Here is a 14,593-nt window from a genome sequence, read left to right as displayed (position 1 = left end):
GCGCACTGTTACAACAGTACGCCCTTTTCAATTTATTATCAGACCAGCTTAATACAGCAGTCTTGTTTTAATAGTATGATTCACATCTTTCAGCAGCGCAAATGCTTCTTTAGACAACTTACTATCCACGTCTAATACCACGTAACCAATGGCATCGTTCGTTTTCAGATACTGTCCCAGGATATTGATTTTGTTCTGTGATAATACAGTATTAATCTCTGACAATACACCCGGTACGTTCTGGTGAATGTGCAGGATACGGTGCGTATGATCAATAGCCGGTACACTGATAGCAGGAATAGTATGAGAACCAAAGCTGGCACCTTTTTCCAGGTAGTTCAGCATCTTCGCGCTTACATCCAGTCCGATATTATGCTGTGCTTCTTCAGTGCTACCACCGATATGCGGGGTAAGGATCACGTTAGATAATTTCTGCAACGGCGTAGAGAAGGCTGCACCATTCTTTTCAGGTTCAACCGGGAACACGTCAATAGCCGCACCGGATAAATGGCCGCTGGTCAGTGCATCTTTCAGATCATTCAGTTCCACTACTTCGCCACGGGCGTAGTTGATGAAGATAGCTCCTTTCTTTGCATACTGCAGGGTCTCTTTGTTGATCATATTTGCAGTAGACTTGGTAGAGGGTACGTGCAGGGAGATAATATCCGCCTGCTCGAACAGCGCTTCGAGCGTACGTACCTGTACTGCGTTACCAAGTGGTAGTTTGGTCTCTACATCATAATAGAATACATTCATTCCCAGCGCTTCAGCCAATACGCTGACCTGGCTGCCAATATTACCGTAACCAACAATACCGAGCGATTTACCCCTCAGTTCATAGCTACCTTTAGCTTCCTTCATCCAGATACCCTCATGGGCAGCAGTATTCTTGTCAGGAATACGGCGGATCAGCATGATCGACAAACCAATCACCAGCTCAGCTACGGAGCGGGTGTTTGAGTATGGAGCATTAAAAACGGCAACCCCTAATTCACGGGCGCTTTTCAGATCTACCTGGTTGGTACCAATGCAAAAACAACCAACGGCCTGTAGCTTGGAAGCCGCTTCCAATACCTTCCGGGTGACCTGCGTTTTAGAGCGTATGCCCAGCAGATGCACGTCTTTCACTTCACGGATCAGATCTTCCTCGCCTAATGCGCCCGACAACCTTTTTACGTTGGCATATCCTGCCGATGTAAACTCCGCTGCGGCGGCATCGCTGATATTCTCCAACAATAAAATATTGATCTTCTCCTTCGGATAACTTGTCAACTTTTGCTGATCCATTGCTTATATTTTATGTGTTACCAATTGCAAAGAACAATTGGCTTAATAATTGTTATATGGCGAAACGAAGGCACAAACCTAAAAGATGTTAGGCAAATATCAAACAGTGTGTCCCCCGAATTTGATTTCGTCAAAATTAAAGTCAAATTTGGCCCTTTTTTAAGGGTTTTTAACCTTTAAATCTTAAAATACCTTTAAAATCGTGTTTTGCCGACTGTTTTTTTTGTGTAACAATTCATTAGGGCCTAATTTTAGTACCTATACAATTAAGCAGATACAGAACCGACTCTAACTAGCAGAATGAAAGCAGCTTATATCGCATTGACTGTCTCTGGTATGGCCTTGTATGCCATTACTGCCTGCCAGAGTAATGCCGCGAACAATAAAGAAACCAAAAATAAACCTGATACCCCACGAACGGAAGTGATGAGTGAAACCGCTCTGGCTATTCTCAACTCCCCCGTTACCAAATCCCAGCAGACTGAATTAAACGGCTTTTATCAGAATATGGTCCGCGCCGGCTTTAACGGTTCAATGATCGTTGCCAAGAAGGGCGTAGTGATTTTTGAGAAATACCATGGCCTGGAAAATTATCGTAATAAGACTTCTGCTATCAATGATAGTTCGTCTTTCCAGCTGGCTTCCGTTTCAAAGACGTTTACCGGCATGGGCGTTCTTGCCCTGATGGAAAAAGGAAAGCTCAGTCTGTCAGATTCCATTCAGAAATATTATCCGCAATTTCCATACAGAGGTATTACCGTAGAGATGTTGCTCAACCACCGGAGCGGCCTGCCTAATTATCTCTACTTCTGCGACAGCATCTGGCCGGATAAGGATAAATTCCTTTCTAACGAAGATGTGATTCAGCTGATGATCAGACACCGTCCGCGTATTCAATATAAGCCGGGAACACATTTCCAGTATTGTAATACCAATTATATGCTGTTAGGCGCCATCATTGAACAGGTAAGCGGACAGAAGTACGCAGCGTTCATGCAGCAGACCTTCTTCGGCCCGCTCGGTATGAACAATACCTTTGTATATGATCCTACCGCCGCCGCTCGTCCACATCAGACTATCAGCCATAAATATAATGGTCAGCTGGAACCGGATACTTACTTTGATGGTGTAGTGGGTGATAAAGGTATTTACAGTACCGCGCGCGATATGCTCAAATGGGACCAGGCCCTTTATAGTGGTCAGCTGTTCAAGCCTGAGACGATCAAAGCAGCTTATACGCCTTATAGTAATGAACGTCCAGGCGTCCGGAATTACGGACTCGGCTGGCGTTTAATGATAAATCCTGACAGCAGCGAGATTGTATATCATAATGGCTGGTGGCATGGCAATAATACTGTGTTCAACCGTATCATCAAGGATACTTCTACTATTATTATTCTCGGGAATAAATATAACCGCAATATCTATAGAGCGGTAAAACCCATCAGTGCCATCTTAGGCCATGGTACCGAGGAAGGGGAGGAATAATTACTCCCCATGCTTCCTGTTAGGCAACACGTTCTCCTTCGTCCATACAATGGTACCCGTAAAGACCTCCTGTCTCACCGGGCACTTCTCCAGCCGGCAGTAATGACAACAGGAAGGTATGCAGGGATCTATATGGATAAAAAATTCCACTTCTCCCGAAGCAAATGAGGCATTCACGAGGTGCTCAATCGCTTTCAGCTCATCATGCGCATCGCTGAGTTCAAGATAATAAGGCAGCGTAAGGTGGCAATCAATGTGATAATTATTGCCATATTGCTGTACACGCATATTATGAATGTCTATCCAATTCTCTCTTCTGTTTGCAGATAATACCTGTATCACCTTATCCACCACATGCATGTCTGTTTCATCCATCAGTCCGGAGATAGACGTACGCATCAACTGATATCCCTGCCGTAATATCAATCCCCCCATCAGTGCAGATGCGGCCGGATCAATCCACTCCCACCCTGTCAGGTGTATAACCAATAATGCCGCAATCAGTCCGATACTGCTGTATACATCCGTCATGATATGTTTGGCGTTACCAGAGATGGTGAGCGAGTTCAGTTTTTGCCCTTCTCTTTTCAGGAATAGCCCCAACATCAGGTTAGCCAGTGTGGTTCCGGCGATCAGCCAGACACCCTGATCCAATTTATGCAGTTCGGTTGGAATAAAGAAGTACTGGGCGGCTTTGAACAGGATAAGGCAGCCGGCTATAAATATCATAGCACCTTCAAACCCGATGGAAAAGAACTCTACCTTTCCATGGCCATAGGGGTGATTCTGATCTTTGGGTTTGCCGGTGAGGTAAATACTATAACAGGCGAAAGCCCCGGCTACGACATTGATGATAGATTCTAAAGCGTCGGATAGGATAGCCACAGAATGGGTCATGAACCAGGCGGCAAACTTGGTTCCGGTTAATATAAAACTGACGATCAGTGATACCAGTATCACCCGAAGTTCTCTTCTCTGCAAAACGTGTTGGATTGATGCACAAAGAAAACGAAAATATTGCGTAAGTTAGTGTAGGGGTTTGTGACTGAAATCTGTATGTAGAAAGCCCGAATTTGTCCTGAGTTATTAATTGACGTGAGCAGTATATATTAGTATATTTTTTTTTCTTTTAGCTCGTTGACGGGCAACCAAAATCTGAAGTATGTATATTCTAAACCCGAAAGCAAAGTGGCTTTGCCTGCTTGTGTGCAGTGCATTGTGCGAAGTGCATGCCACCGCGGCCCCTGTAGTCAGCACGACTGCCTCGCCAGGTACCTATGGCCTTTTCCAGCAACCCATTACCGAAACCATTACCGGGGTTGTCCGGATCTATGGCAAGAACGGTCGCCCGGAAGCCATCCCTGGTATCAACGTGATTGAGAAAGGCACTACAAACGGAACGGTGACTGACGCCGCAGGCGCATTTACCTTAAAAGTTAAGAAAGGTGCCACCCTAACCTTTTCCATGGTCGGCTACAAATCCAGAGAAGCCAAAGCGACCACCGAACCCGTGAACATCATTCTCGAAGAAGATGTAAGTGCACTGAAAGAGGTAGTTGTGACCGGCTACCAGACAATCGACCGTAAGCTCTTCACCGGAGCTGCGACTAATGTTAAAGCCTCCGATATCAAGCGTGATGGTATTGCTGATGTAAGCCGTATGCTGGAAGGTCAGGTAGCCGGTGTAAGCGTGCAGAACGTATCAGGCACCTTCGGCGCTGCACCCAAGATCCGGGTGCGTGGCGCTACCTCCATCACCGGAGATAATAAGCCTCTTTGGGTGGTAGATGGCGTTGTACTGGAAGACGTTATTAATGTATCCAACGAGCAGCTGTCCACCGGTAACCCTGCTACCCTGCTGGGTTCTTCTGTTGCCGGACTCAACTCAGACGACATTGAGAGCTTCCAGATCCTGAAAGACGCGGCAGCTACCGCATTATATGGCGCACGTGCCATGAACGGCGTAGTGGTAGTCACCACAAAGAAAGGTAAAGTCGGCAAACCAGTGATCTCTTATACCGGTAATTACTCTACTTACCTGCGTCCTACCTACGATCAGTTTGACATTATGAACTCGGACGACCAGATGGCTTTTTACAATGAGCTGTCCCTGAAAGGCTGGCTCAACCACTCTGACGCTACGCGGGCAGAGAATGGCGGTGTGTATACCAAAATGTATAACCTCATTGATACCTATAACGCTACTAATGGCAGCTTCGGCCTGTATAACAGTCCGGAGTCGAAACGCCAGTTCCTGGAGCGGTATGCCAAAGCCAATACCAACTGGTTCGACGTGTTATTCAGGAACTCATTCATGCAGGAGCACTCGTTGAGCGTATCTTCCGGTACAGACAAATCCCAGCTGTACGTATCTACCAGTTTCCTGCAGGACCAGGGCTGGACGCTCGCAGATAAACTGAAGCGCTTTACCGGTAATGTAAGAGCCAACTACAATATCAATGATAAAGTATCCTTCGGCTTCATTACCCAGGCAGTCATCCGTGACCAGCGCGTACCGGGTACCCTGAACAGGAACAGTAACCCTGTAAGCGGACAGTTTGACCGGGACTTTGACATCAACCCATACAGTTACGCCCTTAATACCAGCCGGGCGCTGACAGCTTATGATGAGCGAGGTAATCTTGAATACTTTACGCGGAACTACGCTCCTTTTAATATCGTGAACGAGATGAATAACAACCTGATTGATCTCAGCCAGCTCGATATAAAACTACAGGGCGATTTCTCTTACAAGATCCTAAAGAACCTGAAATATACCTTCCTGGGTAATATCCGTTATGTGAAATCCACCCAGGAGCACAAGATCAAGGAGAACTCCAACATGCCGCAGGCGTACCGGGCAGCAGGCGATGCTACCATCCGCCAGCGTAACCGCTTCCTCTACCGCAACCCCGATGATCCGGAGGCAGAACCTGTAGTGGTACTACCTTATGGCGGTATCTATACTACCGAAGATGATTACCTGGTAAGTTACTACTTCCGCAACATGGTGGAATGGAGTAAGAACTGGAATGATGTACATATGGTTAACTTCCTCGGATCTCAGGAACTACGGTACGCCAACCGCCAGAACAGGCAGTTTGACGGTTATGGATATCAATTTGACAAAGGAGGTGTACCGTTCATCGATCCGAATGTGATCAAGCAGAATGTAGAGAACAACTTCAACTATTATGGTATGTCCCAGAACTATGACCGCTACCTGGCATATCTGGCGAATGCAGCATACTCCTACAAGGGCAAATACAACTTTAACGCCAGTATCAGGTATGATGGTTCTAACTTGCTGGGCGAATCCCGTACCGCACGTTGGCTGCCTACCTGGAATGTGAGCGGATCATGGAACGTGGATACTGAAGACTTCATGCGCAGACAGGAAACCGTGAACAGGTTAACCCTGAGAGCTACCTACGGCCTGACCGGTAGTATGGGTAATGCGCGTAACTCCAGCGTGGTGTTACAGAACAGGAGTGCTAACCGCCCTTATTTATCCGAGATTGAATCGGTTATCTATATCCAGAGCCTCGAGAACTCCCAGCTTACCTGGGAAAAGCAGTATGAGACCAACATCGGTATAGACGCTGGTTTCTTTCAGGATAAACTGACCTTTACTATTGATGGTTACCTGCGGAATGGCTTTGACCTGATTGGCCCTATCCGTACCTCCGGCATTGGTGGTGAGGGGACAAAGATTGCCAACTATGGAGATATGAAATCGCATGGTGTGGAAGCAACACTGGCTTATAAGATAGTAGACCAGAAAGACTGGGGACTGCGCACACAGTTAACCGTTGGTTACAACAAAGGAAAGATCACTAAACTGGAAAACATTCCTATCATCTGGGACCTTGTGGTAGCAGAAGGTGGTGCAACAGTAGGTCATCCCGTGCGCGGACTTTACTCTATTCCGTTTGAGGGCCTGAACCCGAAGGATGGTACCCCGGTATTTACCAACCAGGATGGTAATAAGAGTGGCAACGTGTACCTGCAGAGTGACAGGATTCAGAACCTGGTATATAATGGCCCGGTAGACCCTACGCTGACCGGAGGCTGGTATAATACACTGCGGTATAGCAACTTCTCCCTCTCCGCCCTGGTAACGTATAGTTCGGGTAACAAAATCAGGCTGAACCCAGGATTCAGGCAGCAGTATACCGACCTGGATGCCAGTTCAAATGATTTTCTAAATCGTTGGACACTGCCGGGAGATGAGGACCGAACTAACGTACCTTCGGTACTGGACAAACTGGGATTTTCAAAGCTGGATGGAGCCTATCCTTACAACAATTACAACTATTCAACAGCTCGTGTAGCTAATGGCGATTTTGTCAGACTGAAGCAGGTATCTCTTTCATATAACCTGCCTCCAAAGGCAATACGCCGGGCTGGTTTTAATAATCTGTCTGTAAGCTTAGTCGCCAATAACCTTTGGCTGATCTATTCTGATGACCGCCTTAACGGTCAGGATCCTGAGTTCTTTAACTCCGGCGGTGTGGCTTTGCCTATACCCAGACAATTCACTTTTTCTGTGAAAGCCGGTCTGTAATTTAAAACGAAGCAATGATGAAAAAAACAACTTACTATATAATTGCCATAATGCTGATCGCTTCTGCAGGATGTAAAAAATACCTGGAGCAGTCGCCGGATCAGCGTACCCAGTTGAATACTGTTGAGAAGGTGGCCGAGTTACTGGCTACAGCGTACCCGCAGGCCGACTATGCTACCTTTACCGAGGCCGCATCTGATAACGCAGCCGATAAGGGTACCGGTGCTTTCGTCAGTGAGCCCGTAAATACCAATCCTTATTTTTTCCGGGATGTACTGGAAAGAGATCAGGGTACTCCTACCAACTACTGGAATGCCTGTTACCAGTCTATCGCTGCCTGTAACCAGGCGTTGGAAGCAATAGCTATAGCAGAGAATCCGGAAGACTATAATGCACAGAAAGGGGAAGCGCTTGTAGCCCGTGCATACAATCACTTTATGCTGGTAACATTGTTCTCCAAGGTCTATAATGCCACCACTTCAGCACAAGACGTGGGTATTCCTTATGTGACGGCACCTGAGAAAGTAGTGAACGGGAAATATGAAAGAAAGACCGTTGCCTACGTATATGAGCAGATAGAAAAAGACCTGCTGGAAGGCATGCCGCTGCTGGATAACGCCTCCTATAAAGTGCCTAAATATCACTTTAACAAAGCAGCTGCCAATGCATTTGCAGCCCGCTTTTACCTGTTTAAAAAGGACTATCAGAAAGTGGTGACCTACGCTAATAACGTCTTCCCCGGCGGAAACTTTAAAACAAATCTCCGTCCATGGGTGACAGTGTATAGTCAGCTGACAGGTAACGAGATGGAGGCCATCTATACCAAAGCATCTGAAACAGCCAATCTGCTGCTGGCAGAAGGTCCGTCTAACTGGGCCAGGAATGTAGCCAGCTATCGTTATGGCCTCAGAACTGACCTGGTATATGAGCTGTTCATCTATCCAAATGTAACAGGTGCCAGCTGGGTACAGCCGTTGTACTACAGAGGTGGCAATACAGAAAACTGGATAGTGCTGAAATTCAGGGAGCACTTCGTGCGTTCCAGCGCTAATGCAGACATCGGCGTGCCTTATACCATTTTCCCGCTTTTCACAGCAGAGGAAGCGTTATTTAACAGGGCCGAAGCTAATATCTACCTGGGCAATCTTACCGCTGCCAGGAACGACCTGGATGACTACGCGAGTATGCGTATTGAAGACTACTCCAGTGAATACCGCATCACCAATGCTGCACTTCGCAATTTCTATAATACTTCCGATGTAAAGACAGGGTTGCTGAACGCACTACTCGACTTCAAACGGGCGGAATTTATACAGGAAGGCATGCGCTGGTTTGATATCCTACGGTACGAGATCCCTGTAGTACATACCAGTGTGGGCGGAGAGTCTGAAACACTCGCACCAGATGACAAGCGACGCCTGTTCCAGTTACCGCAGGAAGTGGTACTGGCCGGCGTTGAGCAGAATCCCCGTTAAACGGCAAAACTAAATTGATTATGAAACAGATGCAGATAAAATTGCTCATGATAGTAATCATCCTTGCAAGCCTGACGGGTTGCTCAAAGGATGAAAAGATAAACAGTGTGAACATCCCCGGCCTTGGTGGCGAGACCTGGGAAAAAGGTCCACTTGATACTTGGCTGGATTCCGTATTCACCAAACCTTATAATATTGAGGTGAAATATCGTTTTGAACGCTACGAACTGACACTGGACAAGACACTGGTTCCCGTAATGGAGAGTAAGATCAGACCGGTAATGAGCAGTATCCAGCAAACCTGGATTGCCCCTTATGTTGCCGAAGCCGGAGAGACCTTCTTCAAGACCTACTGTCAGAAGCAGTTCGTGCTGGTAGGGAGTCCGCAGTTTAACTCCAATAATACCATCACCCTGGGTACCGCAGAAGGTGGCCGTAAAATCGTGTTGTTCTGGCTCAACGAGTTTGTGCTTACCGACAAGCCCTTTGTAAGACAGATGCTGCACACTATTCATCACGAATTTGCACACATCCTGCATCAGACGATACTATACCCGGTAGAATATAAGCGCATATCCACCGGTTATACTGGCAGCTGGAATGACTATACTTTGCAGGAGGCACTTGACAGGGGTTTCATCACGCAATATGCCCGTAGCGCACCCGATGAGGATTTTGTTGAGATGATTGCTACCATGCTGGTAGAAGGAAAAGACGGCTATGAAGCCATTATTGCAGAAGCACCGGATGACGTACTACCGAAATTCAGACAAAAGGAAGAGATCATAGTCCGCTATTTTATGGAGAACTACAACATCGACTTCTATCGTTTGCAGGAACGTGTACAGACCGCCATTGATAACCTATAAACCCGGACAAATGCTCTATAATAGAATATATATCATACTACTGGCGTTTTTCTTTGCCGCCTGTTCAAAGGATAAGACCGAATCTGTTTTCGGTGAAAAGCCGGAAGACCGGATGGCGCAGGCACTCCAGGAATATAAAACAGCGCTTACAGGAAGTGCGAATGGATGGAAAACGGCAGTATATCCGGAGGACGGAGGTGGCTATTCCTTCTATTTCAAGTTTGGCGCTAATGACCGTGTAACCATGCAAAGTGACATCAACCTGGACGCCGCAGCCGAGTCTATGGAAAGTAGCTACCGCCTCAAAGCAGTACAACGGCCTTCCCTCTTATTTGACACCTACTCATATCTGCATTTATTGGCAGACCCTGATCCGAATGTCTTTGGAGGTGTAACCGGTCTTGGGTATTCCATTGACTTTGAGTACAGCATTGATACAGTAACTACAGATACTATTAAGCTGACAGGTATAGCCAACAATACCCGCATGATATTGGTCAGAGCAACAGCCGCAGAAGCAGCCGCTTATACCGCAGGAAGTTTGGCTACGCTCATTAATAATGCAGGAAGTTACATTTTCTCAAATCCCTGGTTGTACCTGGAGTTCTCTGACGGCATCCGGTTACAGGTGGGTATCAATCCAACGACAAAGAACTTTTCCCTGGTGTATGTAGACGGCTCCGGACAAGTGCAGACACTTACGACGAGCTTTTCTTATACCATTAATGGCATCCAGCTGAAAACACCGGTTACCTATAACGGTAACACTTTCAGTGAACTGCTCTGGGATCCTGTTAAAAGCGTGTTCTATGTTACTATAGGAGATCAACGGGTGGAAGTGAAAGTTGCAGCCAGCGCCGTTGTACCTGCTCACCGTTTACTCGGTATAGAGTTCGACGGCCTGATCGTACTGCCGCAACCACTTCCCGGGTCATCGCCGGCTTATGCTACCATCTCTGCTAACCTGGCTAGTTCATTGATCAATGGGCCTTACGGCCTGACACTGTATTACACAGCTTACGTGTTTAATGTAGCACAGCAGACGATGGACTTGAACATATATATCGTCCAGAACAATAACCAGTACCTGGCAAGATATCCGTTCACTTACACCAAGACGGCCGACGGTGTATTCAACTTTACAGGACAGGCATTCGCAGGTAATGCTTCATTGATAGCAGCTGATGCTAAGCCTTTACTTGACTATATCCGTAATGACCGGTTTACACTTGACTTCTTCAATGATCCGCAGGAAGGTAAACTGGGGCAACTGAAGAGTATAGAACATCCTGACTTCTACTTCACGGGATATCCGCAGTAGCTATGACATGGATAATAAAAGAGGAAGAGGAACTGAATATCAGTTCCTCTTCCTCTTTTATATTGACGATAAGATATAATGAATAGTTATACGGGTAAGATGACTGTAAAAGTTGCCCCTTCGTTCAACTTACCATTCGCCCGGATCACCCCATGATGATTCTCTACAATCTTCTTACAAAGCGCTAAACCTATCCCGGTTCCTGCATATACCTTCCGTTCATTCAGGCGCTGGAAAATAGCAAATATCCTTTCTGCAAACTGCTGCTCGAACCCGATACCATTATCGGCAAACTCCAGTTTAACATAGTTCTCGTCTTCTTTCAACCCCTGGTAGAAAGGTATTTCGGATGCAGGCAGCGGCTGTGCTGTTATAGTTATAAGCGGCTGCTTTTCAGAGAACTTCAGTGAGTTACCTATCAGGTTGGTAAACAGCTGCTGCAACTGTAATGGCACTCCTTTTACAACAGGCAACGTATTATTCTGGATGACCGCCTGCTTTTGTTCTATCAGCAGATCGAAGTCAATCTTAACATTCTGTAATACCGTGTTTAGGTCTATCGGAATAAACTTACCTTCAGTGTTAGCCAGGCGTGAATAATCCAGCACGTCTTTGATCAGCTGAGTCATTCTGGCTGCAGAGGACTGTATCTTCTCAAAATAGTTATTAACCGGGTTACCCTTCTGCAAACTCTTCTGCAATAGCTCAGAGAAGGTTCTTATTTTACGCAGTGGTTCCTGCAGGTCATGACTGGCAATGTATGCGAACTGTTCCAGTTCAGAGTTCTTACGCAATAATTCCGCTGTACGTTCTTCCACCTTCTTCTCCAGTTCTTCGGCACTGTGTTGTAAGATGTCTATCGCATGACGATGCAATCTGGAGATACGTATCTGTGCTCGTACTCTTGCCTGCAATTCTTTAGAGGAAAATGGCTTGGTGAGGTAGTCGTCTGCCCCAATATCATAGCCTTCAATCTTCGCTTCCTCTCCTGCGCGCGCAGACACCAAAATGACTGGTAATGAGTCGGTTGCAGCAGTATGCTTAATGTGATGCAATAACTCAATTCCGTCCATTTCCGGCATCATGATATCACTAATTACCAGCTCTGGCGTATGCGACTTTATTTTCTCCAACGCCAGTTTACCATTAGCGGCAGTGTCTATGATATACTGTTTTTCCAGGAGTCGCTGCAGGTAATCCCGCATATCGGCATTATCATCCACTATCAGGATGCGGGCCTTTTCACCTCCCTCTGTGATCTTATCAATTGCCTGATGCTCTGTTTCGCGGCTGAAGTATAGTGCTTCATTCACATAGGCGTCAGTGAGTGAGGAGGTATAGTCTACTCTCTTGTCAATTACCTGATCTTCCGGGAGGTGGGCTCTGCCCAAGGGAACCTTTACGGTGAAAGTACTGCCCGTACCTTCCTGACTTTCTACGCTGATATCGCCCTGGTGCAGTTGTATCAATTCCTTGACCAGCGACAGACCAATACCTGTTCCTTCGTGCGTCCGACCTTTAGAATGTTTAACACGATGGAAACGTTCAAACATGTTGGGCAGTTCGTCAGCAGGAATACCTACCCCGGTATCTTTCACACGCAATATTGCGTGATGATCTGCTTCTTCAAGCGTTATTTTTATGGAACCTTTGAGTGTGTATTTGAAGGCATTTGAAAGAAGATTCAACACGACCTTCTCCCACATATCCCTGTCAACATAAGCTACTGTAGATAATGCCTGGCAGTCCACATGAAACTTCAGGCCGGCATGTTCTACTGCTGCTCTGAACGTACTGGCAATGTCAGTCGTAATGTCTGCCAGATTCACAGGGAAATACTGTGCTTTTACCTTATCTGCTTCAATACGGCTGAAGTCCAGCAATGTATTTACCAGTCTCAATAAGCGCATGGCGTTCCTGTGAGTAGCCTGGAGGTTTGCTTCCTGCTCAGGGGTGAGAGAGCCGTCTTGCTGGGATAACAACTCCTCCAGTGGGCCCAGCATCAGGGTCAGCGGTGTTCTGAACTCGTGACTGATATTACTGAAAAAGGCTGTTTTAGCACGGTCTATTTCCAGCAGCGCTTCTGTTCTTTTACGGGCTTCTTCTACTGCGCGCACGTTCACGATACTACCTGCCACCTGATCTGCTACTAGTTGGAAGAAGCTATTGTATTTATCATCCAGTTCCCGGTGAGGGCTAATTCCTACTACCAGTATCCCGAACGGACAATCCTGTCCACCTTGCATCACCGGTATTACCAGGGCCTGATCAGGACTAATCTTCCAACTACCGGATGGTAATGGACCATACTTCCAGCTCAGGTCACGGACAGTAATCGTTTTAGTGTGGGTAACAACGTCAGGGAAGTTCCATTCCGTGGCAATATCATCCATCAGCAGCATTGACTCAGGCAGCACTTCTGTAGGAATGCCGTCTTCTGTCTTTGCCGCCATATTTAAACGTCCTTCAGCTATCTCTACGTTATAGAAACAGGCGAATGGAAAATCCGCAGTGTTGTTTCTAAGTACAGTAATGGCTCGTGAGTACACATCTGTGTCGTCGGCAGCATCCGCCAGGTATTTGCCCAGGTCCTTTAAAGTCCTCAGCTGCCTTTCACCCAGAATGCGCTGCGTATCATCTGTGTTGGCACAGATAATACCGCCTGTACCTCCTTCATCACCGGGTACCGGACTATAGGAAAATGTATAGTAAGTCTCTTCAGGATAGCCATTCCGCTCCATGAGCAGCAGTAACGATTCATCATACGTACCGATGTTGTTTTCCATACAGGCCTGAGCTCTGGGGCCTACATCGTCCCAGATCTCTCTCCAAACATCTCTGGCGGGTATGCCCAGAACAGCAGGATGTTTACCTCCCAAAATACTTCTGTAAGCATCGTTATACAGGTTAATGAGGTCATTGCCCCACCAAACAAACATGGGTTGCCTTGATGTCAGAATGATTCTTATGCATGTCTTCAGGCTTTGGGGCCACGCTTCTACAGGTCCTAATGGCGTTTTAGACCAATCCCTGGAGCGAATCAACTCCCCCATTTCACCTCCACCGGTGAGAAATTCAGGGGCCATGGTCTTGGTTAGTTCCATAAAATATCTAAATCGTCTAGCTATCCCTACTCAAAACTTGCTCCAATCTTTTCACGAGTAAGGAGATACTTGGAGGTTTAATTATATAGTCATCTGCCCCTAACATCCGGGTTTCCGTGATATCTTTCTGTTCTGAAGAAGTGGAGTATATAATAACCGGCACCTTTTTCAGGCGCGACAGTTTTTTAATTTCAGCAAGACATTCCCTCCCATTCATCCGTACCATATTCAGGTCCAGAAAGATGAAGTCCGGAGTGAAATCAGTATCTATATTCAGTCTGTTCAGCGCCTCAATACCATCGTTGGCAGTGATGCAAGTAACGTCTATGTCCAGCGTATCAAGTGCCAGGCTAAAAATTTCCTGGTCATCTTCATCATCATCGATTAAGAAGCAAATTTTCTTGTCCTGCATATTGTGTCAAAACTTACCCAATATAATGTACATTGGGTAACATAGTGAATATTAGAAATAAATGCATGTT

Annotated in this window: 9 protein-coding genes; 5 read left to right on the top strand and 4 right to left on the bottom strand. The window is 46.4% G+C overall.

What is annotated here, in order from left to right; translation table 11 throughout:
* Positions 1-48: 48 nt before the first annotated feature.
* Positions 49-1,287, bottom strand: coding sequence for a phosphoglycerate dehydrogenase (gene serA / locus K1Y79_RS20690; protein WP_220252102.1), 1,239 nt, complete (start codon positions 1,285-1,287; stop codon positions 49-51).
* A 300-nt stretch (positions 1,288-1,587) separates the two neighbouring features.
* On the opposite strand from serA, the gene K1Y79_RS20685 reads away from it, so the two are divergent.
* Positions 1,588-2,775 carry a serine hydrolase domain-containing protein gene (locus K1Y79_RS20685; RefSeq protein WP_220252101.1) on the top strand — a complete coding sequence of 396 codons (1,188 nt, stop codon included), beginning with the start codon at positions 1,588-1,590 and terminating at the stop codon, positions 2,773-2,775.
* Here K1Y79_RS20685 and K1Y79_RS20680 read toward each other — a convergent pair whose 3' ends face one another.
* Positions 2,776-3,756 (bottom strand): cation diffusion facilitator family transporter, encoded by a 981-nt coding sequence (locus tag K1Y79_RS20680; RefSeq protein WP_220252100.1) that lies wholly within the window; start codon positions 3,754-3,756, stop codon positions 2,776-2,778. It abuts the gene before it with no gap.
* Positions 3,757-3,937: 181 nt separating this feature from the next.
* On the opposite strand from K1Y79_RS20680, the gene K1Y79_RS20675 reads away from it, so the two are divergent.
* From K1Y79_RS20675 to K1Y79_RS20660, 4 genes are read left to right on the top strand one after another with little or no spacing between them, the layout of a single operon-like run.
* Positions 3,938-7,342 carry a SusC/RagA family TonB-linked outer membrane protein gene (locus K1Y79_RS20675; protein ID WP_220252099.1) on the top strand — a complete coding sequence of 1,135 codons (3,405 nt, stop codon included), beginning with the start codon at positions 3,938-3,940 and terminating at the stop codon, positions 7,340-7,342.
* 17 nt (positions 7,343-7,359) lie between these two features.
* The gene (locus tag K1Y79_RS20670) at positions 7,360-8,817 is read left to right on the top strand and encodes a RagB/SusD family nutrient uptake outer membrane protein (RefSeq protein WP_220252098.1); all 1,458 of its coding nucleotides are present in this window, start codon (positions 7,360-7,362) and stop codon (positions 8,815-8,817) included.
* 20 nt (positions 8,818-8,837) lie between these two features.
* Positions 8,838-9,686 (top strand): zinc-binding metallopeptidase, encoded by an 849-nt coding sequence (locus K1Y79_RS20665; RefSeq protein ID WP_220252097.1) that lies wholly within the window; start codon positions 8,838-8,840, stop codon positions 9,684-9,686.
* A 10-nt stretch (positions 9,687-9,696) separates the two neighbouring features.
* Positions 9,697-11,007 (top strand): DUF4302 domain-containing protein, encoded by a 1,311-nt coding sequence (locus tag K1Y79_RS20660; protein WP_220252096.1) that lies wholly within the window; start codon positions 9,697-9,699, stop codon positions 11,005-11,007.
* Positions 11,008-11,093: 86 nt separating this feature from the next.
* Here the strand turns inward: K1Y79_RS20660 and K1Y79_RS20655 are convergent, their stop codons facing one another.
* On the bottom strand, positions 11,094-14,111 hold the full coding sequence (locus tag K1Y79_RS20655) for an ATP-binding protein (protein ID WP_220252095.1): 3,018 nt from the start codon (positions 14,109-14,111) through the stop codon (positions 11,094-11,096).
* 16 nt (positions 14,112-14,127) lie between these two features.
* The gene (locus K1Y79_RS20650; protein ID WP_220252094.1) at positions 14,128-14,523 is read right to left on the bottom strand and encodes a response regulator; all 396 of its coding nucleotides are present in this window, start codon (positions 14,521-14,523) and stop codon (positions 14,128-14,130) included.
* Positions 14,524-14,593 lie beyond the last annotated feature (70 nt).

This window comes from Chitinophaga rhizophila, from assembly GCF_019492185.1.
Lineage (GTDB): Bacteria > Bacteroidota > Bacteroidia > Chitinophagales > Chitinophagaceae > Chitinophaga > Chitinophaga rhizophila.
Note: the sequence above shows the minus strand (reverse complement) of the source record. Positions and strands in the feature narration are given on the sequence as shown.

Excerpts from the sequence above, each read along its gene's own strand:
- K1Y79_RS20660 (WP_220252096.1), top strand. The coding sequence starts at position 9,697 with ATGCTCTATAATAGAATATATATCATACTACTGGCGTTTTTCTTTGCC.
- serA (WP_220252102.1), bottom strand. The coding sequence starts at position 1,287 with ATGGATCAGCAAAAGTTGACAAGTTATCCGAAGGAGAAGATCAATATT.
- K1Y79_RS20655 (WP_220252095.1), bottom strand. The coding sequence starts at position 14,111 with ATGGAACTAACCAAGACCATGGCCCCTGAATTTCTCACCGGTGGAGGT.
- K1Y79_RS20650 (WP_220252094.1), bottom strand. The coding sequence starts at position 14,523 with ATGCAGGACAAGAAAATTTGCTTCTTAATCGATGATGATGAAGATGAC.
- K1Y79_RS20675 (WP_220252099.1), top strand. The coding sequence starts at position 3,938 with ATGTATATTCTAAACCCGAAAGCAAAGTGGCTTTGCCTGCTTGTGTGC.
- K1Y79_RS20665 (WP_220252097.1), top strand. The coding sequence starts at position 8,838 with ATGAAACAGATGCAGATAAAATTGCTCATGATAGTAATCATCCTTGCA.
- K1Y79_RS20670 (WP_220252098.1), top strand. The coding sequence starts at position 7,360 with ATGAAAAAAACAACTTACTATATAATTGCCATAATGCTGATCGCTTCT.
- K1Y79_RS20685 (WP_220252101.1), top strand. The coding sequence starts at position 1,588 with ATGAAAGCAGCTTATATCGCATTGACTGTCTCTGGTATGGCCTTGTAT.